This window comes from Streptomyces sp. NPDC048590 (assembly GCF_043199535.1).
In the GTDB taxonomy this organism is placed as follows: domain Bacteria; phylum Actinomycetota; class Actinomycetes; order Streptomycetales; family Streptomycetaceae; genus Streptomyces.
On the sequence record NZ_JBICWC010000007.1, the window covers coordinates 409,958 to 435,559 of the forward strand.

General features: G+C 71.8%; 26 protein-coding genes. 14 read left to right on the top strand and 12 right to left on the bottom strand.

The window, feature by feature from the left end; translation table 11 throughout:
* Positions 1-113: 113 nt before the first annotated feature.
* Positions 114-938 carry an aldo/keto reductase gene (locus tag ACGFNN_RS22675; protein ID WP_393558356.1) on the bottom strand — a complete coding sequence of 275 codons (825 nt, stop codon included), beginning with the start codon at positions 936-938 and terminating at the stop codon, positions 114-116.
* A gap of 353 nt (positions 939-1,291) precedes the next feature.
* Between ACGFNN_RS22675 and ACGFNN_RS22680 the strand changes: the two genes are divergently transcribed.
* On the top strand, positions 1,292-2,593 hold the full coding sequence (locus ACGFNN_RS22680) for an alpha/beta fold hydrolase (protein WP_393558358.1): 1,302 nt from the start codon (positions 1,292-1,294) through the stop codon (positions 2,591-2,593).
* Between the two features lie 53 nt (positions 2,594-2,646).
* On the opposite strand, the gene ACGFNN_RS22685 is transcribed toward ACGFNN_RS22680, so the two are convergent.
* Positions 2,647-3,219 carry a rhodanese-like domain-containing protein gene (locus tag ACGFNN_RS22685; protein WP_393558359.1) on the bottom strand — a complete coding sequence of 191 codons (573 nt, stop codon included), beginning with the start codon at positions 3,217-3,219 and terminating at the stop codon, positions 2,647-2,649.
* 197 nt (positions 3,220-3,416) lie between these two features.
* On the opposite strand from ACGFNN_RS22685, the gene ACGFNN_RS22690 reads away from it, so the two are divergent.
* The 8 genes from ACGFNN_RS22690 (at position 3,417) to ACGFNN_RS22725 (ending at position 10,554) form a co-directional block, all read left to right on the top strand.
* On the top strand, positions 3,417-4,139 hold the full coding sequence (locus tag ACGFNN_RS22690; RefSeq protein ID WP_393558361.1) for a PIG-L deacetylase family protein: 723 nt from the start codon (positions 3,417-3,419) through the stop codon (positions 4,137-4,139).
* Between the two features lie 81 nt (positions 4,140-4,220).
* Positions 4,221-4,820: a helix-turn-helix domain-containing protein gene (locus ACGFNN_RS22695; protein WP_393558363.1), complete on the top strand. Its 600-nt coding sequence runs from the start codon at positions 4,221-4,223 to the stop codon at positions 4,818-4,820.
* Between the two features lie 103 nt (positions 4,821-4,923).
* On the top strand, positions 4,924-5,892 hold the full coding sequence (locus tag ACGFNN_RS22700) for an NADPH:quinone oxidoreductase family protein (RefSeq protein ID WP_393558365.1): 969 nt from the start codon (positions 4,924-4,926) through the stop codon (positions 5,890-5,892).
* Entirely contained in the window at positions 5,889-7,079 is a 1,191-nt protein-coding gene (locus ACGFNN_RS22705) for an acyl-CoA dehydrogenase family protein (protein WP_393558367.1), read from the top strand. Before ACGFNN_RS22700 ends, ACGFNN_RS22705 begins: the two co-directional genes overlap by 4 nt.
* Positions 7,076-8,197 (top strand): acyl-CoA dehydrogenase family protein, encoded by a 1,122-nt coding sequence (locus tag ACGFNN_RS22710; RefSeq protein WP_393558369.1) that lies wholly within the window; start codon positions 7,076-7,078, stop codon positions 8,195-8,197. The genes ACGFNN_RS22705 and ACGFNN_RS22710 overlap by 4 nt, the downstream gene beginning before the upstream one ends.
* A 245-nt stretch (positions 8,198-8,442) precedes the next feature.
* On the top strand, positions 8,443-9,324 hold the full coding sequence (locus ACGFNN_RS22715) for a phosphatidylinositol-specific phospholipase C/glycerophosphodiester phosphodiesterase family protein (protein ID WP_393558371.1): 882 nt from the start codon (positions 8,443-8,445) through the stop codon (positions 9,322-9,324).
* Between the two features lie 135 nt (positions 9,325-9,459).
* Positions 9,460-9,654 carry a hypothetical protein gene (locus ACGFNN_RS22720; protein WP_362552845.1) on the top strand — a complete coding sequence of 65 codons (195 nt, stop codon included), beginning with the start codon at positions 9,460-9,462 and terminating at the stop codon, positions 9,652-9,654.
* Between the two features lie 156 nt (positions 9,655-9,810).
* Entirely contained in the window at positions 9,811-10,554 is a 744-nt protein-coding gene (locus ACGFNN_RS22725) for a hypothetical protein (RefSeq protein WP_393558458.1), read from the top strand.
* 42 nt (positions 10,555-10,596) lie between these two features.
* Here ACGFNN_RS22725 and ACGFNN_RS22730 read toward each other — a convergent pair whose 3' ends face one another.
* Entirely contained in the window at positions 10,597-10,779 is a 183-nt protein-coding gene (locus tag ACGFNN_RS22730) for a hypothetical protein (RefSeq protein WP_362552851.1), read from the bottom strand.
* A gap of 151 nt (positions 10,780-10,930) precedes the next feature.
* On the opposite strand from ACGFNN_RS22730, the gene ACGFNN_RS22735 reads away from it, so the two are divergent.
* The gene (locus ACGFNN_RS22735; protein ID WP_393558372.1) at positions 10,931-12,169 is read left to right on the top strand and encodes an aromatic acid exporter family protein; all 1,239 of its coding nucleotides are present in this window, start codon (positions 10,931-10,933) and stop codon (positions 12,167-12,169) included.
* A gap of 15 nt (positions 12,170-12,184) precedes the next feature.
* Here the strand turns inward: ACGFNN_RS22735 and ACGFNN_RS22740 are convergent, their stop codons facing one another.
* The 5 genes from ACGFNN_RS22740 to ACGFNN_RS22760 all read right to left on the bottom strand — a co-directional run bounded on the left by ACGFNN_RS22740 (position 12,185) and on the right by ACGFNN_RS22760 (position 15,655).
* Positions 12,185-12,397, bottom strand: a complete 213-nt coding sequence (locus tag ACGFNN_RS22740; RefSeq protein WP_362552857.1) for a CDGSH iron-sulfur domain-containing protein — start codon at positions 12,395-12,397, stop codon at positions 12,185-12,187.
* Positions 12,381-13,064: a HemK2/MTQ2 family protein methyltransferase gene (locus ACGFNN_RS22745; RefSeq protein ID WP_393558374.1), complete on the bottom strand. Its 684-nt coding sequence runs from the start codon at positions 13,062-13,064 to the stop codon at positions 12,381-12,383. The genes ACGFNN_RS22740 and ACGFNN_RS22745 overlap by 17 nt, the downstream gene beginning before the upstream one ends.
* Positions 13,065-13,107: 43 nt before the next feature.
* Complete coding sequence (locus tag ACGFNN_RS22750; RefSeq protein ID WP_393558376.1) at positions 13,108-14,097, bottom strand: iron-containing redox enzyme family protein; 990 nt, start codon at positions 14,095-14,097, stop codon at positions 13,108-13,110.
* A 99-nt stretch (positions 14,098-14,196) separates the two neighbouring features.
* On the bottom strand, positions 14,197-15,210 hold the full coding sequence (locus tag ACGFNN_RS22755; protein ID WP_393558378.1) for a PHP domain-containing protein: 1,014 nt from the start codon (positions 15,208-15,210) through the stop codon (positions 14,197-14,199).
* A 1-nt stretch (position 15,211) separates the two neighbouring features.
* Positions 15,212-15,655, bottom strand: a complete 444-nt coding sequence (locus ACGFNN_RS22760) for a hypothetical protein (protein ID WP_362552868.1) — start codon at positions 15,653-15,655, stop codon at positions 15,212-15,214.
* Positions 15,656-15,861: 206 nt separating this feature from the next.
* Between ACGFNN_RS22760 and ACGFNN_RS22765 the strand changes: the two genes are divergently transcribed.
* Positions 15,862-17,517, top strand: a complete 1,656-nt coding sequence (locus ACGFNN_RS22765) for an MFS transporter (protein WP_393558380.1) — start codon at positions 15,862-15,864, stop codon at positions 17,515-17,517.
* Between the two features lie 23 nt (positions 17,518-17,540).
* Here the strand turns inward: ACGFNN_RS22765 and ACGFNN_RS22770 are convergent, their stop codons facing one another.
* From ACGFNN_RS22770 to ACGFNN_RS22780, 3 genes are all read right to left on the bottom strand, one after another.
* Positions 17,541-18,122 (bottom strand): N-acetylmuramoyl-L-alanine amidase, encoded by a 582-nt coding sequence (locus tag ACGFNN_RS22770; RefSeq protein ID WP_393558382.1) that lies wholly within the window; start codon positions 18,120-18,122, stop codon positions 17,541-17,543.
* Between the two features lie 103 nt (positions 18,123-18,225).
* Positions 18,226-19,494, bottom strand: a complete 1,269-nt coding sequence (locus tag ACGFNN_RS22775) for an SWF or SNF family helicase (RefSeq protein ID WP_393558383.1) — start codon at positions 19,492-19,494, stop codon at positions 18,226-18,228.
* On the bottom strand, positions 19,491-22,346 hold the full coding sequence (locus ACGFNN_RS22780) for a DEAD/DEAH box helicase (protein ID WP_393558385.1): 2,856 nt from the start codon (positions 22,344-22,346) through the stop codon (positions 19,491-19,493). The genes ACGFNN_RS22775 and ACGFNN_RS22780 overlap by 4 nt, the downstream gene beginning before the upstream one ends.
* Before the next feature lie 260 nt (positions 22,347-22,606).
* Here ACGFNN_RS22780 and ACGFNN_RS22785 point away from each other — a divergent pair, with 260 nt between their 5' ends.
* From ACGFNN_RS22785 to ACGFNN_RS22795, 3 genes are all read left to right on the top strand, one after another.
* Entirely contained in the window at positions 22,607-23,671 is a 1,065-nt protein-coding gene (locus tag ACGFNN_RS22785) for an acyl-CoA desaturase (protein WP_393558387.1), read from the top strand.
* Positions 23,672-23,789: 118 nt separating this feature from the next.
* The gene (locus ACGFNN_RS22790; RefSeq protein ID WP_362552887.1) at positions 23,790-23,972 is read left to right on the top strand and encodes a hypothetical protein; all 183 of its coding nucleotides are present in this window, start codon (positions 23,790-23,792) and stop codon (positions 23,970-23,972) included.
* Positions 23,969-24,511: an MOSC domain-containing protein gene (locus ACGFNN_RS22795; protein ID WP_393558460.1), complete on the top strand. Its 543-nt coding sequence runs from the start codon at positions 23,969-23,971 to the stop codon at positions 24,509-24,511. The genes ACGFNN_RS22790 and ACGFNN_RS22795 overlap by 4 nt, the downstream gene beginning before the upstream one ends.
* Before the next feature lie 42 nt (positions 24,512-24,553).
* Here ACGFNN_RS22795 and ACGFNN_RS22800 read toward each other — a convergent pair whose 3' ends face one another.
* Positions 24,554-25,399, bottom strand: coding sequence for a hypothetical protein (locus ACGFNN_RS22800; protein WP_393558389.1), 846 nt, complete (start codon positions 25,397-25,399; stop codon positions 24,554-24,556).
* Between the last annotated feature and the right edge of the window lie 203 nt (positions 25,400-25,602).

Genomic DNA, 25,602 nt, shown 5'->3' on the forward strand with positions numbered 1-25,602 from the left:
CTGATTCCGGCATTGCCGGGGCGACACCCGCCGGTACGGCGCCCGGTGACCAGCGGGGCCGGCTCCGGTGGGCGGGCGTGCGCCGTGCTCGCCGCCGAAGCCGGTGAGCCGGATCAGTTGAGGGTGTCGGGGTCCGGTCCTGTGCGCATGCCGCGGTCCAGCCCCGCGATCGCGTCCATGTCGGCGGCCGTGAGTTCGAAGCCGAAGACGTCGATGTTCTGCCGGATGCGCTCGGGTGTCACCGACTTCGGGATCACGACGTTGCCGAGCTGCAGGTGCCAGCGCAGCACCACTTGGGCCGGCGTCCTGCCGTGCCGCGCCGCGATCGAGGTGAGGACCTCGTCGTCCAGCAGCGCACCCTGCGCCAGAGGGCTCCAGGCCTCGGTGGCGATGCCGGACTCCGCGTGCACGGCGCGCAGTTCGCTCTGCTGGAGTCCGGGGTGCAGCTCGACCTGGTTGACGGCCGGCACGAGCGAGCTCTCCTCGCCCAGCCGGCGCAGGTGCGCCGGCTGGAAGTTGGAGACGCCGGCGGCCCGGATCCGGCCGTCGGCCAGAAGCTTCTCCAGTGCGCGCCACGTCTCGGTGTAGAGATCGCGGGCCGGGGTGGGCCAGTGGATGAGGTAGAGGTCGACGTGGTCGAGCCCGAGCTTGGCGAGGCTGGCGTCGAAGGCGCGGAGTGTGGCGTCGTACCCCTGGTCCGCGTTCCAGAGCTTCGTCGTGACGAAGAGTTCCTCGCGGGGCAGTCCGGAGGACGCCAGCGCGCGGCCGACGCCGGCCTCGTTGCCGTAGACGGCGGCGGTGTCGATGGAGCGGTAGCCCGCGTCCAGGGCGCTGGTGACCGCGGTGGCGGTCTCGTCGTCGGGTACCTGGAAGACGCCGAAGCCGAGCTGCGGAATCGTGACGCCGTTGTTGAGCGTGACGGTGGGGACCGTGGGCATGGTGTGGCCTCTCGTGTCCGGACGGGTGGTCCGCGTGCGATGGTTACTGGCGTAGACAATAGTTGTGGGCGCGGGTTAATTGCAAACGCTGGCAATGTTTTCCCGTCGGGCGGGGTGGGGCGGATCCCGGCCGGCGCGCCCGTCAGGAGCACCCTGAGGCCGCGCTCCCGGAGCCGGGCGCCGACGGGCCGCCGTCGGCCGGTCATGCCGCCCGGACGGCCCTGCCCACTCCACCCCGGGCGGGGGCGGCGAGCGAACACGGAAGCCCGGGTGGCACCCCTGTGAACCCGGGCCCCGCCCGGAGCGTCACGGTGTGCTGAACTGTCCGGGAAGCACCGGATACAGGAGTCAACGTGCACAGCTACAACCAGCCCGGCGTCGTCCTCACCGACCGATGGTTCACGGTCCCCCTCGACCACGACGAGCCGGACGGCGAGACCCTCGAGATCTTCGGCCGTGAGGTCGTGGCGTCGGGTGAGGGCGCCGGGGACCTTCCCTGGCTGGTCTACCTGGAGGGCGGCCCAGGGTTCGGCGCGCGCCGCTTCGTGGGGGCGGAGGCGTGGCTGGGCCGGGCGGTGCGGGACTTCCGGGTGCTGCTCCTGGACCAGCGGGGCACCGGCCTCTCGACTCCGGCGAACAGGCAGACGCTGCCGCTGCGCGGTGGCCCCCGCGAACAGGCGGCGTACCTGTCGCACTTCCGCGCCGACAGCATCGTCCGCGACTGCGAACTGATCCGCCCCAGTCTCACCGGCGGCGCGCCCTGGACCGTCCTCGGGCAGTCGTTCGGCGGCTTCTGCGCGGTGCGCTATCTGTCGGCCTCCCCCGAGGGGCTGGACGCGGTCCTGATCACGGGCGGTCTGCCTTCGCTGGACGCGCATGCCGACGACGTCTACCGGGCCGCCTATCCCCGGGTCGAGCGGAAGGTCGCCGCGCACTACGCCCGTTATCCCCAGGATGTCGCCCGCGCCCGCGCGATCGCCTCGCATCTCGCCACGAGCCGTCCGGACCACGGCGGTCACACGCTGACGCCCGAGGGATTCCAGTCACTCGGGATCATGCTGGGCACCGGTGAGGGGAGCCACCGGCTGCACCACCTGCTGGAGAACGCCTTCGTCGAAGGTGCGCGGGGCCCCGAGCTCTCCGACGCCTTCCGGGAGGCCATGCGTACGGCCAACTCCTTCGCGAGCCACCCCCTGTACGCGCTCATGCACGAGTCGATCTACGGTCAGGGATCTTCGGCCACCGACTGGGCGGCCGAACGGGTCCGAGCCGAGTTCCCGCAGTTCGACGCGGCTGCCGCCCTGGCGGGGGAGGGGCCGGTGCTGTTCACCGGCGAGAGCATCCACCCCTGGCACTTCGAGGTGGACCCCGCACTGCGCCCGCTGCGCGAGACCGCCGAACTGCTTGCCGAGCGTACGGACTGGCCCGTCCTGTACGACGTGAAGCGTCTGGCGGCCAACGAGGTTCCGGTGGCCGCGGCGGTCTACCACGACGACATGTACGTGGACACCGCCCACGCGCTGCGTACGGCCGCCGCGATCCGCGGACTGCGCACCTGGGTGACCAGCGAGTACGAGCACGACGGGGTGCGGACGAGCGGAGAGCGCGTGCTGGACCGGCTGATTGCCCTCGTGCGGGGTGAGGCCGACCGGTGAGAGTCGGCCCCGGCGGCCGGGAGCCGGGGTGTGGCTCACGGCCGCCTCCGGTGTCAGCCCTGGAGCGCGTCGAGCGTCGCGTCCAGACCTGCGGAGCCCTGCGGCGCGCGGTTGTGCGGGAGTTTCGCGAGGACCGCCGCCATGCCGCAGGTGCCGCTCACCGCGGAATAGACGAGTCCGGTGCCGATGCCGGCGGACAGCCACCGTGCCGCGGGGAATCGGATCCCGGCGACCAGACCCGCCACCACGAGTGAGCCGGCGGCGAGACGTACCTGGCGTTCCATCGGCCAGACGGCCCCGGCGCCCTCCGGCCGGTCCAGTCCGTGCCCGTCGCCCTCCCAGGCCGCGGTCCCGCCGGACAGGGTGACGGCGTCGATGTCGGCGTCGGCGAGGATCTCGCACGCGCGGGTGGACCGCACGCCGGAGGCGCAGACCACGAGCAGGGAACCACGGGCCGAGGCCGACTTCAGTGCGGGCACCGCGTCCGGGATCCGGTCGAGCGGAACGTTCAGGGCGCCGGGCACATGCCCCGACGCGTACTCGCCGGGGGCCCGTACGTCGATGACGGTGAAATCCTCCAGGCGGGCGGCTGCCTCGGTGGGGGACAGGGAGGCGGGGCTGATCACGGGCTGGGTTCCTTTCGGTCGCCGGTTCGGGGTGTCCGGGAGTCCTGCTCGCCCCGGCGCACCACCGCGAGAATACCCTCAGGGGTATAAAGGCGCGGTTCGCCCGCACCGAGGCCCCGGGCAACTCCTGGCCCCCTGCCCCGAACCGCGTCCGGAATGCATCCATTCGTCGACAGGCGGCGGATAGCATGCCCGGCATGACGGAGCAGCTCGAGCCCATGCCCACGGACTGGCGCCGCGCCCTGGCGGTGGTGGCCCACCCCGACGACCTGGAGTACGGGTGCGCCGCTGCCGTGGCGGGATGGACCGACGAAGGCCGCGACGTCACCTACCTCCTCGCGAGCCGGGGGGAGGCTGGGATCGACACGATCGCCCCCGACGAGTGCGGCCCGCTGCGGGAACGGGAGCAGCGGGAGAGCGCCGCGGCCGTCGGCGTCGGGACGGTCGAGTTCCTCGACCACCGTGACGGGGTGATCGAGTACGGCGCGGCTCTCCGTCGCGACATCGCGGCGGCCGTACGCCGCCACCGGCCGGAACTGATCATCACGCTCAACCACCGCGACACCTGGGGCGGTGTCGCCTGGAACACGCCCGACCACCGTGCGGTCGGCCGCGCCGCGCTGGACGCCGCCGGCGACGCCGGGAACCGGTGGATCTTCCCCGAGCTCGGTCTCGATCCCTGGGACGGAGTCCGCTGGGTGGCCGTCGCGGGGACGGACCGGCCGACCCACGCGGTCGACGCGACACCGGGGTTCGAGCGGTCCGTGAGGTCGCTGCTGGCCCATCGCACCTACATCGAGGTGCTGACGGACGAGGACCCGGAGGAGTACTGCCGCACCTTCCTCGCCGGGACGACCGGTGCGGCCGCCGACCGATTCGGCGGCCGCCCGGCGGTCACCTTCGAACTCTTCCCCCGCTGAACCAGGCGTGCCGTGGAGGGGTCGGGAGGCCCGAGCCGGCACCTGATTGACAAACGGTGTTGCTGATTCTGCAATGGGTCCATGACGGAACAGAATCAGGAAGACCCCGACCTCGACGCCGTGCTGACCGGGGTGGGTCCACGGCTGCGGCGGCTGCGCAAGGACCGGGGTGTGACGCTCTCGGGGCTCTCGGAGGCCACGGGCATCTCGGTCTCCACACTCTCCCGGCTCGAGTCCGGCGGACGCCGCCCCAGCCTCGAACTGCTGCTGCCCATCGCCCGCGCGCACGAGGTGCCGCTCGACGACCTCGTCGGGGCGCCGCCGGTCGGTGATCCGCGGGTCAAGGCCAAACCGATCGTCCGCCACGGGAAGACCTTCCTCCCGCTCACCGCCCGCCCGGGCGGGCTGCAGGCCTACAAGGTGGTGCAGGAGGCCCCCTGCTCCGAGGTGCCCGAGCAGCGCACCCATGAGGGGTACGAGTGGCTGTACGTGCTCAGCGGGCGTCTCCGTCTCAAGCTCGCCGAGCACGACCTGGAGCTCGGCCCGGGCGAGGCCGCCGAGTTCGACACCAGGCTGCCGCACTGGTTCGGGCCGGCCGGGGACGAGCCGGTCGAATTCCTCAGCCTGTTCGGGGCCCAGGGGGAGCGCATGCATGTGAGGGCCAGGCCGAAGCGCTCGTGACCGCCGCCGGAACCGACCGGCGCAAGGTGTTCCCAGGGCGGCAAGCGACCGCTTAGTATGCGCCGGAGCAGTGGTAATGCCGACAGTGTTGTGGAGGCCCCTCATGCAGGCATGGCGAGTGCACAGGAACGGCGAACCGAGCGAGGTGATGGAGCTCGAGGAGACGGACCGGCCGGCCCCCGGTGACGGCCAGGTGCTGCTCAAGGTGCGCGCGGCCAACATCAACTTCCCGGACGCGCTGCTCTGCCGCGGTCAGTACCAGGTGAGGCCTCCGCTGCCCTTCACCCCCGGAGTGGAGATCTGCGGCGAGACCGAGGACGGGCGCCGGGTGCTCGCCACCCCCTCGCTGCCCGGGGGCGGCCTCGCGGAGTACGTAGTCGCCGACGAGGCGTCCCTGCTGCCGGTTCCCGACGCTCTCGACGACGCCGAGGCCGCCGCCCTGCACATCGGCTACCAGACCGGCTGGTTCGGGCTGCACAGGAGGGCCCGTCTGCAGGCCGGTGAGACGCTGCTGGTGCACGCGGCCGCCGGCGGCGTCGGCAGCGCCGCCGTCCAGCTGGGCAAGGCGGCCGGCGCCACCGTCATCGGGGTCGCCGGAGGACCGGAGAAGGCCGCGATCGCCAGGGATCTGGGGTGCGACCTCGTCATCGACCGGCGAGCCGAGGACATCGTCGCCGTGGTGAAGGAGGCGACCGGCGGACGCGGCGCCGACGTCGTCTACGACCCGGTCGGTGGTGACGCCTACGCCAAGTCCGTCAAGTGCATCGCCTTCGAAGGGCGTGTCGTCGTCGTGGGGTTCGCGAGCGGGTCCATCCCCGCGCCGGGCCTGAACCACGCCCTGGTCAAGAACTACTCCGTGGTCGGACTGCACTGGGGTCTCTACAACACCAAGGACCCCGCCGCCGTACGCGCCTGCCACGACGAACTCACCAAGCTGGCGGAGCAGGGAGCCATCAAGCCGCTGGTCAGCGAACGTGTCCCCATGGCCGGCGCCGCGCGCGCCGTCCAGCGGGTCGCCGACGGCACCAGCACCGGCCGAATCGTCGTCCTGCCCTCCGGAGGCACCCGATGAGCACCACGATCGACGCGGCACAGATCCGCCGCCTCACCCAGGACCTGCTGGCCGCGCACCCGCCGGCCACCACGGGACGCATCGAGTTCCTCGAGGCACGCTTCGACGCGGGCCTCGCGTGGGTGCATTACCCCGTCGGCCTCGGCGGGCTCGACGCGCCGCGCTCCCTGCAGTCCGTGGTCGACGCCGAACTTGCCTCCGCGGGAGCGCCGGACAACGATCCGCGGCGCATCGGGATCGGCCTCGGCATGGCTGCCCCCACCATCCTCGGCTACGGCACGGAGGAGCAGAAGAAGCGCTTCCTGAGGCCTCTTTGGGTCGGCGAGGAGGTGTGGTGCCAGCTCTTCAGCGAGCCCGGTGCCGGATCCGACCTCGCCGCGCTCGGCACCCGTGCCGTGAAGGACGGCGACGACTGGGTGGTCGACGGGCAGAAGGTCTGGACCTCCAGCGCCCACCTCGCCCGATGGGCGATCCTGATCGCCCGCACCGACCCCGACGTCCCCAAGCACCGCGGCATCAGCTACTTTATCTGCGACATGGCCGATCCCGGTGTCGAGGTCCGTCCGCTGCGCCAGATCACCGGTGAGGCCGAGTTCAACGAGGTCTTCCTCACGGGCGTGCGCATCCCCGACGACAGGCGCCTCGGCGCCGTCGGCGACGGGTGGAAGGTCGCGCAGACCACCCTGATGAACGAACGCGTCTCCATCGGCGGATCCCGTATCCCCCGAGAGGGGGGCATGATCGGCACCGTGGCGAAGACCTGGCGTGAGAGGCCGGAGCTGCGGACCCACGACCTTCACCAGCGGCTGCTCGCCCTGTGGGTCGAGGCGGAGGTCGCCCGGCTCACCGGGGAGCGGCTGCGCCAGCAACTCGTGGCGGGGCAGCCCGGCCCCGAGGGTTCAGGGATGAAGCTCGCCTTCGCCCGCCTCAACCAGGAGATCAGCGGTCTCGAGGTCGAACTCCTCGGCGACGAGGGCCTGCTCTACAGCGACTGGACCATGAGCCGCCCGGAACTCGTCGACTTCACGGGACGCGACGCCGGTTACCGCTACCTCCGTTCCAAGGGCAACTCGATCGAGGGCGGCACGAGCGAGGTCCTGCTCAACATCGTGGCCGAGCGCGTCCTCGGCCTGCCCGCCGAGCCGCGTAACGACAAGGACGTCGCCTGGAAGGACCTCGCCCGATGACCGCACAGACCGAAACCGCCCAGGCACCCGACCTGCTCTACTCGGAGGCCGAGGAGGACCTGCGCGCCGCCGTGCGGGCGCTGCTCGCCGACAAGGCCGACGCGCCGACCGTCATCGCCGCGATCGAGTCCGACACGCCGTACGACCTGCGGCTGTGGGAATCACTCGCGGCCGGTATCGGTGCGGCCGGGCTACTGGTGCCGGAGAAGCTCGGAGGCCAGGGTGCCTCCCACCGCGAAGCGGCGGTCGTGCTGGAGGAACTCGGCCGCAGCGTCGCTCCGGCGCCCTACCTGACGAGCGCCGTCGTCGCGACGGAGATCCTCCTCGCCCTGGGCGCGGAGGACGGCCCAGCCGCGGAGCTCCTGGGGGAACTCGCCGCGGGCGCCCGGACCGCCGTGCTCGCCGTGCCCCTCGCCACCGCTCCGGCCGACGGGGCGTCGGCCATGGCGGGAACCCTCGACCGGACGGTGACCGGTGTCGCGGAGGCCGCCGTCGCCGACGTGCTCCTGGTCCCCACCGCCGAGGGCCTGTACGCGGTGGACGCCCGCTCGGCGGGCGTCACCGTACAGCCGCTCGTCCCTCTCGACCTGACCCGCCCGCTCGCCGCAGTCACCCTCGCGGGGGCGAGCGGCACCCTGCTCGCGGAGGCCGGGCCCGCAGCCGAGGCGGTCGGCAGGGGGCTGCTGGCCGGCGCCGGGCTGCTCGCCTCGGAACAGCTCGGCGTGGCGGAGTGGTGCCTTGCCGAGACCGTCCGGCACACACGTGAACGACACCAGTTCAACCGGCCCGTGGGTTCGTTCCAGTCGCTCAAGCACCGGATGGCGCAGCTCTGGCTGGAAGTGGTCTCCGCGCGGGCCGCTGCCCGCAACGCCGCGGACGCGCTGGCGAACGGCAGCCCGGACGCCCCACTGGCCGTGGCTGTGGCGCAGGCCTACTGCTCCAGGGTCGCGGTGCACGCGGCCGAGGAGTGCGTCCAGCTGCACGGTGGCATCGGAATGACCTGGGAGCACCCGGCGCACCTGTATCTGAAGAGGGCCAAGGCCGACTCCGTCGCGTTCGGCACCGCCGGCCGGCACCGCGACGCGGTGGCCGCGCTGACGGAACTCCCGGCACCGTAAGGCCGCTCCCGGGCGCAGCAACGCGGCACCGTAAGACCGCCAGGGGCGGGGCACGTGCGACCACGTGCCCCGCCCCCGCCGCGTTCCCGGCCGCGTGGGACAGGGGAACTCCGGGCGCAGCGCAGGCGACGCGGGGGCGACCGGTCCTCCAACTCTTGGCAGGTACAGGCTTTTCGGACCTCCGGCGAGCCGATACTCGTCGGGTCCGACACCCGCTCTGTACACCGCTTCAGGGAGAGACCCCCATGGCACACCTGACCCGCCGCAGAGTCGTCACCACCGCCCTCGCCACCGCCGCCGCGGGAGCGTTCGTCCCCGCACAGGCGGCCGCCGCCGCGCCCGCGCGTCCCCGTACCCCCCGCCCGCTGAGCCGGGCCCACGCGCACAACGACTACCTTCACCCGCGTCCCCTGCACGACGCCCTCGCGCACGGGTTCACCAGCGTCGAGGCGGACATCTTCCTCGTCGACGGTGAGCTGCTCGTCGCCCACGAGGCGGGGAGTCTCGACCCCACGCGCACCCTCGTCTCGCTCTACCTCGAACCCCTGCTCGCCCGGGTACGGTCCAATGACGGTTCCGTCCACGCCGGGCACCCCGGGCCGCTCCAGCTGCTGATCGACATCAAGACCGACGGAGCCGCCACCTACCTCGCGCTGGACCAGGTGCTGCGCCGCTACCGCCACATCCTCAGCCGCTCCGTCCACGGCCGGGTCCGCACGGGCGCGGTCACACCCGTCATCTCCGGGGACCGCGCCGCCCGGATCCCGATGGAGTCGCAGACGACCCGATTTGCCTTCTACGACGGCCGTCCGGAGGACCTCGGTACCTCCGCCCCCGCCTCCTTCGTCCCGCTCATCAGCACCAACTGGACCACCGCCTTCACCTGGCAGGGCAGCGGCCCGTTCCCCATCGCCGAACGCGACCGGCTGCGCACCTTCGTGACCACTGCCCACAGCCACGGTCAGCGGGTCCGGTTCTGGGGAACGCCCGACCTCGCCGGACCGGCCAGGGACGCCGTCTGGGACGAACTCCTCGCCGCGGACGTCGACCACCTCAACACCGACGACCTGGCCGGTCTCGAAGCCTTCCTCCGGCGCCGCGAACCGGGTGACCGCCGAAGCGCCTGACCGCCCCGGGGCACCTCCGCGGTCACCGAGCGTCAACACCCGTTCGGCGGACGTGCCAGTGCGCCGAACGGCCTCCCCGCTGCGCCACACTGGCCGCCGAATGCCGCGATTCCGGCGCGGCGGAGGAGGTTGGCCATGGCCATTTCGATCTCGGTGGTACTGCTCCTGCTGATCCTCGCAGTGATCTTCCTGCGCAACGGCGGACTCAAGATCTCGCACGCCCTGGTGTGCGCCCTGCTCGGATTCCTCCTCGCGGGTACGAGCATGGCCCCCACCATCCACGAGGGGATCACCGCCACCGCGGATGTCGTCAGCGGTCTGAGGCCCTGAACCGTCGCACCCTCAGGGTGCGGGACAATGGCGAGCGAACACGGCAGAGCGCCGCACGCGACCCCGCCGGGACGACGCGTCGTCCCGGGGCGCTGCGCGCTCCGCAGACATGGCGGGGAACCGACCGCTCCCGCCGCGTACCTGGAGACCGCCGACATGTCCTTCCCGCCCCGCCAGTCCGGCGCCGCCCACCACGAGCACTGCAACAACGCCCTGTGCTGCCGTTGCCAGCAGCGCCAGTGGACCACGAAGACCGGTGACGAGCGGCTCTGCGGACCGTGTGCGGCCTGCTGCCGCGACTGCGGGCGGGCACCGGCGCCTCATCTGGACGGGCTCGACGACGGTCTCTGCGCCGAGTGCCGGGGCCGGTGCGGCCGGTGCGGGCGGAACCTGCCCTCGGAAGGGGCGTGTGTCTGCCGTGAGTGGCGGCAGCGGGCGGGGGGCGATCCGGTCGGGTACATCATCCAGGCCCTTCCGCAACCGCTGGTCCAGGCCCTGGGACACCGGCACCCCCGTACGGTCTACGACCTGATCCACCAGGAACTCGGCCGACGCACCCCCGACCAGCTCCTCGAACGGGTCGAGCGCAGGTGGAACGTCCGCTGGTCCCACGCCCTCCACGAGAAGGACGAGGACGGCCGGCGCCGCTGGGCACCCCAGGAGATCGCCGAGGCACTGGTCGGCCCCGGCCCCTGCCCGGACTCCCGCTGCGAGGACGGCTATCTGCTCAACGGCGACACCCCGTGCGGCCGGTGCATGCGCCCCACCCACAGGTTCGTGACATCGGTGGCCGAGCACACCGCCACGTCGGACCACGCCCGGGCGACCGCGGCTCAGATCCGGCGCGCGCTGGTCGAGGGCCGCTCCGTGAAGCCGGGCAAGCGGCGGCTGCCCGACTGAGCCGGATCGGCCCGACCGGTACCGGGAGTCAGGTGGGCACTGTCAGGTGAAACCGAAGATGCGTGCGATGAAATAGCCGGCGACGACGGCCGAACCCAGCAGCACCAGGGCGGCCCAGAACGCCGGGTGCTCCCAGATCCCACCGTCGGCGCGCTCGACATGAGCTTCGCTTATGCAGCCCTCCGCGGGAGGTGTCTCCGTGGGCGGCGTGAGTGAAATGGCCATGCATCCACCATCTCTCCGTCCGGCTTGGCGCGCCTCTCCTGGCCGGGCGGGACCGGGGTGCCGCCGCCTGTGGCGGCACGGCGTACGTCCGTACGGAGTCCGGCGCGGCCCGGAACCGCTGGGGGAAGGCGCTTCGGGGCACCGTCAAGGAATGCCTGCCGTTTCCACGCCCGAACCCGTCGTGAAGCTCGTCCAGCGCACCACCGAGCCGGCCGCGGTCCAGACGCTCCGGTCGACCGCCGCAGCCGTGATCGCTTTCGTGGTCGCCGAGTGGGTCCTGCCCGACCCGCACCCCTCGCCGCTCACCGCACCCCTCACCGCCCTCCTCGTCGTGCAGGTGACCCTCTACGCGACCCTCACCACCGGGATCCGGCGTGTGAACGCCGTGGTCGTCGGAGTCCTGATCTCGGGCGGATTCAGCGCCCTGGTGGGGCTGAGCTGGTGGAGTCTGGGGCTGACCATCTTCACGTCCCTGCTCATCGGCCGGTTGGTGCGGGTCAACGAATTCGTGCCCGAGGTGGCGATCAGCGCGATGCTCGTCCTCGGCGTCTCCCAGGTCGCCGCGCAGGCCTGGGAGCGTGTGTTCGAAACCCTGATCGGCGCCGGTGTCGGGCTTCTCTTCAACCTGCTGCTGGCACCGCCCGTCTGGGTCGAGTCGGCAGGCGTCTCCATCGGCGGTCTGGGGCAGCGGATGGGAAGGATGTTCCGTGCCCTGGGGGACGAGATCGGGGGCAACCACCCGGTCACGGAGGCCGCCGCGCGGCTTCACGAAGCCCGTCGCCTGGACCACGACATCGTCGAGGTCGACGCGTCGCTGCGGCAGGCGGAGGAGAGCCTGATGCTCAACCCCCGCGTCAAGGAGGGGCTGCTCAACCGCGTCGTCCTGAGGACCGGCCTCGACACACTGGAGATCTGTGCCGTCGTCCTGCGGGTACTGACCCGGACGCTGACGGACCTCGCGAAGGCACGTACCGAGGAATCGCTCTTCCCGCAGGACGTGGCCAGGGGCCTGACGGAACTGTTCGGCCACATGTCCGACGCCATCGAGGGCTTCGCGACGATGATCACCACGCCGATGGCGGACAGCGGTGAGGAGGCGGAGGAACGCCTGGCCGACGCACTCGCCCGCAGCCGTGAGACGCGGGACCGCGTCGCGGACCTGCTGCTCGAGGGGGTCCAGGAACACCCGAGGCAGTGGCAGCTGCACGGGGCGTTGCTGGCCGAGGTGGACCGGATCCTCGACGAGCTGGACATCGGCAAGCGATCGGAACGCCTGGCCGAGGAGCTGGACCGCCGTTCGGCCCAGGCCCATGAGCGCCACCCGCGGCTGCGGGCCGCATCGCGCCGGCTGCGCGGTGCCACGCAGGCGCGGCTGAGGATCGGCGAGTGAGGGTGCGCCGACACCTCAGTCCGGGCGGCGGGGCTTCGCGCGGCGACGGTGGCTCGTGTCGCACCACGGCTGGATCCGGCTGCGCCGGCACAGGCAGACGGCCACGACGAAGCGGTCGGAGACCGCCACGCTGCCGTCGGGGCAGGTGACCTCCACGGGCCCCTGGACGAGGAGCGGCCCCTCGTCCCCCAGGGTGATCCGACAGGGGTGTTCAGGTTCGTTCGGCACGGACCACCACCAGTTCCTCCATCGTCTCCGCCTCGTCCATGAGCCCCGTCTCCCGGAGCCAGCGCAGTCTGGAGCGCAGTACCGGCCCGAGCGGCACCGAGGCGCGTGCGCTCACCCGGGCCCGCAGCCCCGCGTCACCGAGGCGGCGGAGAGTGATGTCGCTGTCGCAGAGACCCGAGTGCACGAGGAGCAACCGGCCGCCGGGACGCAGAGCCTCGGGCACGGCGCGGCAGATCCGGTCCAGAACCGCTCTGCCGTCGGGCCCCGCCTCCCACGCCCGAGCGGCACCGCGCCCGGTCGGGCGCGGCCCTGGCGAGGGCACGTAGGGCGGATTGCAGATGATCAGGTCGTAGGACCTGCCGGGCAGGGCCGACAGGAGGTCACTGCGGCGCACGGTGACGGGGCGGCCGTGCAGCAGCGAGTTCAGCCGGGCCGTCATGACCGCCCGTCGTGCGATGTCCACGGCCGTGACCCGCGCACCCAGCCGCGCGGCGTGCAGGGCCAGCGCCCCGCTGCCCGTACCGACGTCCAGCACCTCGCTCCCAGGTGCGAGGCTCTCCCGGTCCAGCGCGCTCATGAGCAGCCGGGTGTCGTGCTGCGGTGCGTACACCCCCGGTAGAGTCAGCAGGCGGGCCGTACGGGTGTCCTCGCTCAGTAGTGCGGACATCTGCGGCTCCCTCCTTCGGTCCGACGGGCCATGGGTTCCGCGTTCAGCTGCGTCGCGTTGCCGTGTCGTCCCAGCCACGCCAGTCCGACAGCAGCCGTTCCCCGAGCCGGTCTTCGAGGAAGGAGGTGGCGGTGATCCCGAACGCGACATCGCCTTCGAGGCCCGGTTCGTCCTCCAGCAGCCCTCCGATCACGTCCCGGCGTACGACCTGCTCGTGGACCGCGTCGGCCTCGACGTGTTCCGTGTAGAAGAACTCTGCCGCGGGCCCCGCGCCGACCCGGCCCATGGCGTGGGCGAGACGCCGCGAGGCGGGGGAGGAGGTGATCTCCACCGCGGCGAAATGGCCGACCAGGACCCCGCGCAGCCGGCGGTGCAGGCCCGACAGCGACATCAGGTTCACCAGGGCGAGCATCGGCGCGTGGCCCTCGTCCAGATACCGGCCGTAAGCGGTGTCGAGTCCCAGGTCGCTCATCAGGGCGGCGAAGAGCCGGGCGTGCACCCGCTCGGCCCGGCCCGCGCCGAACTCGTCGTACTCGACGGCGGCCATACCGGCCTTGGCACGGCCGCTGAGTCTCGGCAGCACCCACGCGTGCGGATCGGCCTCCTTGAGGTGGTAGAGCGAGCGCTGCCGCGCGTATGCGCGCAGGTGCCGCAGTTCCCCCCGCTCCTGGAGGAACCACGAGACGCCTTCGCCTCGCACCGGTTCCGTCAGGAGCGCGCCGACGATGTCGTCGAGGCGGGCGCCGACCGGCGCGTCCCGCCGCAGGGCGTCGAGGAAGCGCTGCTCGAACACGGCTCGGCGCGCCAGAAGCGGCGGATCCCACTCCAGCTCCGCCGGGACGCCGGCGAACCCCCGGTAGTGCATCTCGTAGCAGACGTACAGCGCGAGCTGGAGATCATCGCCGTAGGGATCGGCGGTCAGGGCGTCCCCGGGATCGGGGAGCGGACCGTCGCCGCACAGATGTCCGATCACCCCGTCGGAGAGGGCTCCGCGGGCTCTCGGGAGGCGGGGGCCGGTGCGTTCAGCCGACATGGTTCCTCCTGCTCCGGTCGGGTGCCCCGGAGTCGCACGGACAGCGTCACCGACTCTACGCCGGACGTCCCCGACCGGCTCGTCCTGACCGCTCCGCCCCTACTCATCCGCGCCGGTCCAGGCCAGGAGGCGCTCGGCCGTCCACGTGGTGACCACGCGGTCGGCCGGCACCCCGCACTCCTGCGCCCGGGCACAGCCGTACCCCTGCCAGTCCAGCTGGCCCGGAGCGTGGGCGTCGGTGTCGATCGAGAGGAGCGCGCCCGAGGCGACCGCCCGGCGGAGCAGGTCGCGCGGTGGATCGAGCCGCTCCGGACGGCAGTTGATCTCCACCGCGGTCCCGGCCTCGGCGCAAGCTTCGAACACCTCGTCCGCGTCGAAGTGCGAGTGAGGCCGGGGCTTGCCGCCCAGCAGCCGCCCCGTGCAGTGCCCGAGGATGTCGGCGTTCGGATCGCGCACGGCGGCGACCATCCGCTTGGTCATGGCCGCGCTGTCCATGCGCAGCTTCGAGTGGACCGAGACGACCACCACGTCGAGCTGTTCCAGCACCGCGGGATCCTGATCGAGCGAACCGTCGGGAAGGATGTCGCACTCGATTCCGGTGAGCAGACGGAAGGGCGCCCACCGGGTGTTGAGCTCGGCCACCACGGCCAGCTGATCCAGCAGCCGCTCGGTGGAGAGGCCGTTGGCCACGGTCAGCCTGGGGGAGTGGTCCGTGAGCACCGCCCATTCGTGGCCCAGTCCGGCGGCCGTCCTGCCCATCTCCTCGATCGGGCTGCCCCCGTCGGACCAGTCCGAATGCAGATGGCAGTCACCGCGGATCTCGGCCAGGAGCTCCTGACCACCCAGCGCGGGCACGGCCGACGCCTCCTCCTCCAGTGACTCGAGGTAGCCGGGCGTCGCCCCTTCCCATGCTTCACGGATCACCCTGGCCGTCTTCGGTCCGATGCCGCGCACGGTCTCCAGCGACCCGTGCGCGGCCCGCTCGGCGACCTCCTGCCGGTCCATGGCGTCGATGACCGCGGCGGCGGTGCGGAACGCCTTGACGCGGTACGTGGCCGCCTGGGACCGCTCCAGCAGGAAGGCGATCCTCCGCAGGGCGTGTGCCGGGTCCATGTCAGGGCCGTGCGGTGTGCTGGGGGTGGCCGTGCGTCCGGCGGGCTTCCTTCATCGCGGCCTCGTAGAGGTGGCGCCGGCCTCCGGCGAGCTCGCGGCGCAGACGTTCCTCGACCTCGACGAACGGCCGGTAGTAGGTGTCGTCGTACTCCTCGACCAGCTGGAAGGTCCAGCGGTCGGGAACGACGTTGCGGCCCACGATCTCGCGCTGCACCAGATCGGCGTGGGCCGCGTGGCCGGCCATCCGGAGCAGCTCGACCGCGCGGTCCAGCGTCAGGTCCGCGCCACCCGTCAGCTGATGGAACCCGTAGAGCTGGCCGCGGGCGCGCTCCACCGTCTCCAGCGCCTCCGACAGCGCGCCGAGGGCCTCCACCGTCGTGTCGTCGGTACCGGCCGGCGCGAGGTCTTCCTCTTCGGGCCCCTGAGTGCCACGGCTGTCGCTCATGTCTACGACTGTGCACGTGACGGTCCCCCGCGTGCGGGAACCGGACGGCCGAAAGGGTGAATTCCCTCCGGCCGGCATCCCGTCGAGGTGCCGCACGGCCCGCGTGTGATCGATTGGCGGTCCCCCCAGGTCCGCCCTAACGTCGATGAGTGAACGTTCTCCGTTCACCGTCTGTCCCCACTGCCGACTCGATGGCACGCAGGCCTATGACATCTTCCCGAGCGAATTCCGCGCCGGTTGTCGCCTCCCCGCAGCGGGGCCGCGGCAACGGCATCGCGCTGCTGATCATCTGTTCGTGTCAGCTGATGGTGGTCCTCGACATCACCATCGTGAACATCGCCCTGCCGCACATCCAGACCTCGCTGGGCTTCTCGACAGAGAGTCTGTCGTGGGTGATCAACGCCTACACCCTGACCTTCGGCGGGCTGCTCCTGCTGGGCGGGAGGCTGGGCGACATCCTCGGGCGCCGGAGGGTCTTCATCTTCGGCGTACTGCTCTTCGTGATCGCCTCCCTGCTGGGCGGGCTGTCGCAGGAGTCGTGGCAACTGCTCGCGGCCCGTGCGCTCCAAGGCGTGGGCGGGGCCATCGCCTCGCCCACGGCGCTCTCCCTCATCACCACGACCTTCGACGAAGGCCCGGCGCGCAACCGGGCGTTCGGGGTCTTCGCCGCGGTGTCCGCGGGTGGCAGCGCCATCGGACTGCTGGCCGGCGGTGTGCTGGTGGAGTGGCTCGACTGGCGGTGGGTGCTGTTCGTCAACGTGCCCATCGGGCTTCTGATCGCTTTCGCGACACCGCGGTTCATCAAGGAGTCCGAACGGCACCCGGGCCACTTCGACCTCCTCGGCGCACTCACGTCGACGCTCGGCATGGTGCTGCTCGTGTACGGCTTCATCAGGGCGTCCGAGGACGGCTGGAGCGACGGCCTGACCATCGGCGCCTTCGTCGCGGCCGTCTTCTTCCTCGCCGCCTTCCTGGCCGTGGAGCGCGGATCGAAACAGCCGATCACCCCACTGGGGATGTTCCGGGACCGCAACCGGGCCGGCACCTACGGAATCATGCTGAGTCTGGCCGCCGCGATGTTCGGGATGTTCTTCTTCCTGACCCTCTTCGTCCAGAACATCCTCGACTTCAGCCCGCTACGGGCCGGGCTGGCCTTCCTTCCGGTCAGTGCGATCATCGCCGTCAGCGCGGGAATCGCTTCCCAGCTGCTGCCCAGATGGGGGCCCAAGCCCTTCATGGTCTCGGGCGCGGTCTTCGCGGCGGCGGGGCTGGGCTGGCTCACCCTGACCGACGTGGACAGCAGCTACCTCGGAAGCATCCTCGGACCCATCCTGGTGTTCGGCTTCGGCATGGGCATGCAGTTCGTGTCGCTGACCCTGATGGCGGTGTCGGGTGTGGCGTCGCGCGAGGCGGGTGCCGCGTCCGGAGTGCTGAACGCCACCCAGCAGGTGGGCGGTTCGCTGGGCCTCTCCATCCTCGTCACCATCTTCGGCACGGCCAGCCGCAACGAGGCCGAGAAGCAGTTCCCCCGCTTCATGGCCGAGGCCACCCCCGCCCAACAGCTGGAGTTCCGCAGGACCGGCGAGCTTCCCTCACCCTGGGGCGATCAGGTCCTTGCTTCAGGGGTGTCCAGTGCCTTCGTCGCCGCTGCCGTTCTCGCCGTGGTCGCCGCGCTGATCGCTCTCTTCGTCATCCAGGTACGCGCCTCCGACCTCGAACGCCTGCGAGGCGACGGGGCGATGGCGCAGCCCATGGCCGGTGCGGACGAGACACCCCCGCCGGGCGCCGAGGGCCGGACCGCGGGACCGGGCGGGGCAGGGGCACCGCAGCGCAGACCCGGAGGCGAGGACGGACCACTCTGACCACGGGCCCGGTGGTCCCAGGCTCAGGCCGCGTTCACCAGGCGGATGTAGCGGTCCCAGTCCCAGGAATCCCCCGGATCGGTGTGGTCGCTGCCGGGCACCTCGTGGTGACCGATGATGTGCGCCCGGTCCTTGGGCAAGCCGTACCGCTCGCAGATGCCGGCCGTCAGCAGCGCCGAACGCTCGTACATCACGGGCGTGAAGTAGCCGGGCTCGTCGATCCAGCCCTCGTGCTCGATCCCGATGCTGCGGGCGTTGTACTCCCAGTTCCCCGCATGCCAGGCGATGCCGTCCTCCCGTACGCACTGGGCCACGAAGCCGTCTCCCGAGCGCACCACGTAGTGGGCGGACACCTTCTTCGCCGCGTTCCGGAAGATGCCGACCGTCTCGGTGAACGCCTGCTGGGCCACATGGATCACGACCAGATCCACCCGACGGGGCGAAGATCCCCGCGACGGGGTCCAGTTGGACGCCGATGCCGGTTGCCACTGTGCGTCCGGGTAGTCGGTGGCCGCCGCGGGGGAGGCCACGGCGCGGACGGAGGCGGGGAGGAGAGCCGCGGCGGCCGTGACCGCGGCACCGTGAAGAATCCGCCTGCGTCGCATGGGGCACTCCTGAATCCTGAGCCGGTCCGGTCCCGGCTCAACACGCGTGTCGCCGCCCCGTGGTTCCCTCCCCGCCTCCGCTACGACGAAGACGGCCCGGAGGTCAGGCGGTCGACCGGACGCAGGCCAGCGCCGCCGCCGGATCGCGTTCGGCCGGACCGGCCGGCGCCCAGAGGGTTCCCTCCCTGGCGTACGGCCACCACCGGCCGTCCCTCCCGAGGCGGAGCTGAGCATCGGTTCCCGCCAGGGTCCAGCGGTTGCCGGTCACCTGGAACTCCGGGGTTTCGCCCTCGTCCCAGGCCGCGGCGAGCTGGGTCCGTGCGCGGGCGAGCGCCACATCGCCGGGCAGCCACTGCTCGTCGTACACCTCGAGTGCGGGCGCCCCGCCGGACCGCCAGGCCCGCACGGCGATCCCGAAGTCGCCGGGTCCGCGTCCGGCGGCCCCGGCGAGGCGCACCGCGAGTCCGGTGTCGGCACGGCCGTCGGCGGCCAGCCGGACGGCGTCCTGTGCCACGGTCAGCTCCGCCATCGGCGGCCGCAGTTCATGACCGGGCGTCAGGGCTTCCGTCAGCATCGCGAGTGCCCGGACGGCGCTGTCCGCCGCGAGGAATTCCAGCGCGGTGGGATCGGTCCCCTGCTCCGGCTCCGCGGAGGCGTCCAGCGACGGCGGGGCACCGGGTTCCTCCGGGAGAGCCGGAACAGGGGGAAGGGGAGGAAGGATGTCCCTGGCGGCGAAAGCCTCGTCGGCCCGTACTCCCTGCGGCGCCGGCGCACCGGCGGGTTCCCCGGGTGCGGCGCGCTTGGCGCTCCGCTCCTGTATCCGCTCCAGCAGCCACCGTTCGTCCCGTCCCCGCAACAGCAGCAGTACGAACGGATCCTGGTCCAGGAGCCGTGCCACCTGGTAGCAGAGGGCGCCGGTGTGCGGGCAGTGGTCCCAGGCCTCGCACCCGCACTCGGGTTCCAGATCACCGATTCCGGGCAGCAGGTCGCATCCGGCGGCCGCCGCGTCCTCCACCAGATGCGCGGGCATCTCACGGTCCAGGAGCGCGGCGATGTGGCCGGAACTCCGGGACGCCACGTCCAGAAAGCGGTCCCATTCGTCCTCGCCCAGCTCTTGGACCAGCACATCGGTGCGGTAGGAAGTCGAGTCGGGATCATGGACGACGGCCGTGAGACGGCCCGGACGCACGGACGTGGCGCCTACCCGGCCCTCCCGCGCGAGCCGTCGGCCCTTCTTGAGCTGCTGACCGTCGAGCGCCGTGTCCTCCAGGGCTTTCAGCCACGCCCTGCCCCACCAGGACGAGGCGAAGCCCCGGCCCTGCGCGGGCGGAAGCGCGGCGAAGGTGCGCTCGGGTCCGTCAGGTGCGTTCATCGCGATCCCCCTCGCAGCTCGACCAGGTCGGCCAGCTCCGCATCGGTCAGTTCGGTGAGCGCGGCCTCGCCGCTGCCGAGCACCGCGTCCGCGAGTCCCTGCTTGCGGACCAGCATCTCGGCGATCTTGTCCTCGACGGTGCCCTCGGCGATCAGCCGGTGCACCTGCACCGGTTGCGTCTGACCGATCCGGTAGGCCCGGTCGGTGGCCTGCGCCTCCACAGCCGGGTTCCACCAGCGGTCGAAGTGCACGACGTGACCGGCCCGGGTGAGGTTGAGTCCCGTCCCGGCCGCCTTGAGCGAGAGCAGGAACACGGGAGTGTCGCCCGCCTGGAAGCGGTCCACCATCGCCTCACGTTCGGCGACCGGAGTGCCGCCGTGGAGGAACTGCGTACGGATACCGCGCGCGGCCAGGTGCCGTTCCAGTAGCCGTGCCATCCGGACGTACTGGGTGAAGACCAGTACGCTCGCCCCCTCGGCCAGGATCGTGTCCAGCAGTTCGTCCAGCAGCTCGAGCTTGCCCGAACGGTCGGCGATCCGGGGGTCCTCCTCGGCGAGGTACTGCGCCGGGTGGTTGCAGATCTGTTTGAGCGCCGTCAGCAGCTTCATCACCAGCCCGCGCCGGGCGAAGCCGTCGGCGCCATCGATCTCGTCGAGTGTCTCGCGGACCACGGCCTCGTACAGACCGGCCTGCTCTGGTGTGAGGGACACCGCGCGATCCGTCTCGGTCTTCGGAGGCAGCTCCGGGGCGATGCCGGGGTCGGACTTGCGGCGTCGCAGCAGGAACGGACCGATCAGTGCGGCGAGCCGCTCGGCCGCCGCCGGATCGCCGCCGCCCTCCACCGCGTTCGCGAAGCGCGTCCGGAAGGTTCCGAGCCTCCCGAGCAGACCCGGGGTCGCCCAGTCGAGGATCGCCCACAGCTCGGAGAGGTTGTTCTCCACCGGTGTCCCGGTGAGAGCGACGCGGGCCCGCGCCCCGATGGTGCGCAGCTGCCTCGCGGTCGCCGCATGGGGGTTCTTCACGTGCTGAGCCTCGTCGGCGACGACCATGTCCCAGGGCGTCCCGGCCAGACGGGCCGCGTCCAGGCGCATCGTCCCGTACGTGGTGAGGACGAACTCGTTCCCCGCCAGGTCGTCGAGCGAGCGTGAGACGCCGTGGAAGCGACGGACCGGCGTACCCGGAGCGAACTTCCCGATCTCCCGCTGCCAGTTGCCCATCAGCGAGGCCGGGCACACCACCAGAGTGGGCCCGGTGGCCGGATCGGCGCCGTGCCGGTGCAGATGAAGGGCGATCAGGGTGATGGTCTTGCCGAGCCCCATGTCGTCGGCGAGGCAGCAGCCGAGACCCAGCGAGGTCATCGTGTCCAGCCAGTTCAGGCCACGCAGCTGGTAGTCGCGCAGACGGGCGGCCAGTGCCTCGGGCTGTCGCACCGTCCGGTGCCGGTCCTGCTCCGGGGCGGTGATCCGGGCGCGCAGCTGTTCCAGCCACCCCGCCGCGGTCACCGGCACCCTGCGTCCGTCGATCTCGGTGGATCCGGTGAGCACGGCGCCGAGGGCGTCGACCGGGGCGACCGTCCGGTCGCGGGTCCGGCGGGCGCGCGCGGTGTCCGCCGGGTCGACGAGAACCCACCTGTCGCGCAGCCTGACCAGAGGTCTGCCCGCCTCCGCCAGCTCGTCCAGCTCCGCGCGGGTGAGGCGGTGATCGCCCAGGGTGAAGGACCAGTCGAACGCCAGCACCGCGTCCGACGAGAGCAACGAGGGCGGGCCCGCGGCACCACCGTCCCGGGGGCCGATCACGGCGTGTTCGGTCAGCCGTTCCGGGAGCAGCTGCTTCGGCCAGTGCACCTGCACGCCCGTCGCCGCCAGGGCTCGAGCGGCCGGCCCGAGCAGCTCGGCGATCTCCTCGTCGTCCGGCTCGACGGCGTCGGGAACCGCCGCCGACAGCAGGCGGCCGAGCGGCGGCCAGGCGCGGGCGGCGCGCCGCAGCGCCGGCAAGGCGTCCATACGGGCCTGAGGGCCGAGCGCCGCTCCGGCGGGGGAGCGGCCGGCCCAGACGTCCGCCGCGTCGGCCACCAGGGCGGGATCCCGCACGCTGTGGAGCTGCAGGACAACGCGGAAGGACGGGGCGCGGCCGGAGCCGTTCGCCCCCTCCGGGCCGTCGAGTCCGAGCACGTCGACCCGGAGGGAGAGGCGCACACCGGCGTCATGCCCGGCCGCAACGCCGGCGGCCCACGTCCGCAGCCCCGGACGGTGCTGCGGGGCGCGTACGGCGAATGCCGGTGCACCCGTGACGGACCGGGCGGCCGGGGTGCGCGGCAGACCGTCGGCCACCGCGTCGAGGAACGACCGCAGCAGCGACTCCGGTTCGGGCAGCATCAGCGGGTCCGACGCCACGCCGAGCGGAACGGCGTGCGCCTCGGGCGGCATCGACGCGGCCAGGACCCGGACACGGTCCATGTCCTCGGCGGACAGCGGCCCCGCACGCCAGGCGTCCTGATCGGTGGGGCTCAGTCCGGGCAGGAGCAGTCCACGGGCGACGAGCTGAAGCGCCAGCAGCCCGGCCGTACCCCAGAAGGCGGCGGACGGTGAGGCGTCCGGATACAGCCGCGCCCGCGTCAGTACCGGCAGGGCGTCGCTCACGGGCATCGTCAGGGCGCGAACGGTCCGCGGACGGCCGCCGTCGTCCGCGACGGTCAGTTCGGTGAGGGTTCCCGGAGCGCCAGGTGGAGGGCCGCCGTTCGCGTTCCGGAACGCGACCCTGCCGGTTCGGGCCGGATCCCCGGGGAGGAGGACCACGGAGCAGCGGGACAGTTCGTGGATGTCGTCGAGTGTTGCCGCTGGGAGCCTGTGCACAGCTATGCCGGATTCCTCAAATTTGACTAGTGAGCTCGGGGCCGCCGAGGGTACCTCATCCCCGGCGGGCCCGGGGACACCCAGCCGGCCCGCTCGTACCGCTTTCCGAGCCGCCTTCCGAACGGAGGGGTGCGGCCCGCACCACCGCCGGACCCGGGGGAATCCCCCCGCACGACCGGGGTGAGAGCGCCATGGCTGCCGCGGGCCCGCTCTTCGTACCTTCACAGGACCAGCGCGGAAGCCCACAGACCGGAGACGCCATGCCCCAGGCCGCAGCAGCCACCGTCGCGCACGAGACTCCTGACGGACCGGGGGAATCTGCGAGGCCTCAGCCCTCCGGCAGTGATTTCGCCCCGCTCCTGAGAGCCGTCAGGGGGCAGGGCCTCCTGGAGTTCCGCACCGGCTGGTACGCGGTGGGGATCACCGTCAATCTGCTGGCCCTCGGGGGCGTGATCACCGCGATCGCGCTCCTCGGGGACACCTGGTGGAACCTGCTCCTCACCCTGCCGTTCGCCCTCCTGTGGACCAGGACCGCCTTCTTCGGGCACGACGCCGGCCACACCCAGATAACGGGCGACCGCAGGTCCGGCAGGATCCTCGCCCTCCTGCACGCCAACCTGCTCCTCGGGATGAACGAGGCCTGGTGGAACGACAAGCACGTACGTCACCACGCGAACCCCAACCACGTGGACAAGGACCCCGACGTCGGGGTCGGCGCTCTGGTGTGGACCCAGCGGCAGGCCGTCCGGAGGCAGGGCTTCGCCCGGTGGCTCACCCGCAACCAGGCCCGCCTGTTCTTCCCGATGCTGCTGCTCGAAGGCATCGCGCTCAAGATCTACGGCTTCCAGTTCCTGCGCCGTCAGCCCGCAGGTGAGCGCGCCCTGTCCGCCGTGCTGCTCTCCGCACATCTCTGCCTCTACGGCGCGCTGCTCCTGACGGTGATGTCCCCGGGCAAGGCCCTCGTCTTCGCGCTGGTGCACCACGCGCTGTTCGGACTCCACCTGGGCATGGCCTTCGCCCCGAACCACAAGGGCATGGAGATGCCCGACCCGGACGGAGACCGCTGGGGCCACCTCCAGCGACAGGTCCTCACCTCGCGGAACGTACGCGGGTCCGTCGTCACCGACTGGCTCCTCGGCGGGCTCAACTACCAGATCGAACACCACCTCTTCCCGAGCATGCCCAGGCCCCATCTGCGGCTGGCGCAGCCGCTCGTGAAGGCGCACTGCGCGTCGCTCGGCATGCCGTACGCCGAGACGGGCGTCGTCGAGTCCTACCGACAGGCCCTCCAGTACATGCACGAGGTCGGCGAACCCCTGCGCTGAGGCCCGACCGGCACCCCACTGTCTCCCCGACCGGCACCCCGGACGGGAGGGGAACCGATGAGGACGCACAGGCGTTCTCCCATCAGGAGCGGCTCGTGCCGCGAAGGAGGCATGGATCATGTCGAACGGTGCAAAGATCGCCATCGGGGGAGTCGTCGCGGCCGTCATCCTGATTCCGTTCATCGGATTCTGGTGGTCGCTACTGGTCCTCATCGGCGTACCAGCCGTCGGGTACCTGATGCTCGACCCGTCTCAGAGGCGCAGACTCCGCAGGATCAGCCGTAAGGAGATAGGGCGCTGAACAGCACGGTCACAGCAGTCAGCAGCAACGGCGATTACTCCTTCACCAAGCCGAACAGGGAGAGCGTCAACCTCCTGACCGGGCTCGGTGTGGAGGGGGACGTCCACGCCGGTGTCACCGTCCGGCACCGCTCCCGCGTCGCCCAGGACCCGACGCAGCCCAATCTGCGTCAGGTGCACCTCATCCACGAGGAGCTCTTCGCGGAGCTGCGGGCAGCGGGATTCGAGGTCGGCCCGGGCGACCTCGGGGAGAACATCACCACCGCCGGCGTCGACCTCCTGGCCCTGCCCACCGGAACGCTGCTCCATCTCGGGAACGACGCCGTGGTCGAGGTGACGGGGCTGCGGAACCCCTGTCTCCAGATCGACAACTTCCGGCACGGTCTGCTCAAGGAGGTCGTGGGGCGCGGGCCCGGCGGCGCCGTCGTGCGCAAGGCCGGGGTCATGGGCGTCGTCCTCACGGGCGGACGGGTGCGCCCGGGGGACGTCATCGAGATGCGGCTGCCGGCCGAACCGCACCGTCCGCTGGAGCGGGTGTAGGACCAACCTGGCGGTTCTCCCATCCCTGCGGAAGAAACCCCGTCAGGAAGGGCGGACCGCCAGAGCGTCGAGCGACTCCAGGAGCCCGGGCAGTTCCGGTCCGCGGTGGACCGGAATGATCTCGCCCGGTTCCTCGTCCAGCAGGACGAAGGCGATGTCGTCCGTCCTCGCCACCAGGGACCAGCCCGGTCCGTCCACGCGCAACGTACGCGCTCCACCCGGCGCGAATGCCGACCGGATCCTCCCGGGTGGAGGCGGGGAGTCGACGTACGCCCGTGCGGCGGCGAGCGCGTCGCGTACGCCGGTGTGCTCACCGGACGCCACGGCCTCGGGTGCGTCCGCCCCACCGCTGTCGCCGTCCGGCGTGGCTTCCCCGGTCTCCGTGCCGGCGTCGATCTGTGCTCGCCATCGGGCCCACTGGAGCGCTATCTCGTCGGCTCCGAGGCGTCGCTGCGCGGGCCCCCAGACCTCGGTGTCCGGCGGAGTCAGGGGCGCGGGGGCGTCTCCCGGCTCGTCGGGGTCGGGCAGCGGGTCATGGGGCTCGGGGACGCCCGGCGCCGACACGGCGAGGGTCAGAGGCCACCCGGGCAAGGCGCAGACCACCGACCTGTCGTCGGGGGAGAGGTCGTACTCCATCCCGCAGTCCCACGAGGCGATGGCGACAGCCACCAGCGACACGTCCTCGACGACGACGGTCCACCGGGCGCCGGCGCTGTCCTGGCCGAGCACCAGACCGTAGCCCTCCGCGTAGGGCTCCAGCCCCAGGGCCTCGCAGGAAGCCACGTAGTCGTCGCCGAGCACGCTGGGGAACTGCGCGGGAGTCAGCAGCACCGCGGTCAGCACAAAGAGCGCGTCGTCCTCGGCGACCGTGTCGTCCGTCCCAGCCACAGCACCCATCCTCATCCCAGATCGCTTGGTCCGTCGGCGCACCTTAACTACTGGGTAACCCTCCCGTCGAGGCCCTGACAAGGGAAGACGTGCCGGCGGAGAAGGCCCCGACCTCCGGACGGGCAGGCCGACGCGCCCCTCGCACCATGGTGCCCGACCGGCCGGCCGCCGTAGGGTTGTGACTCCGGCCGACGAGGGGGACA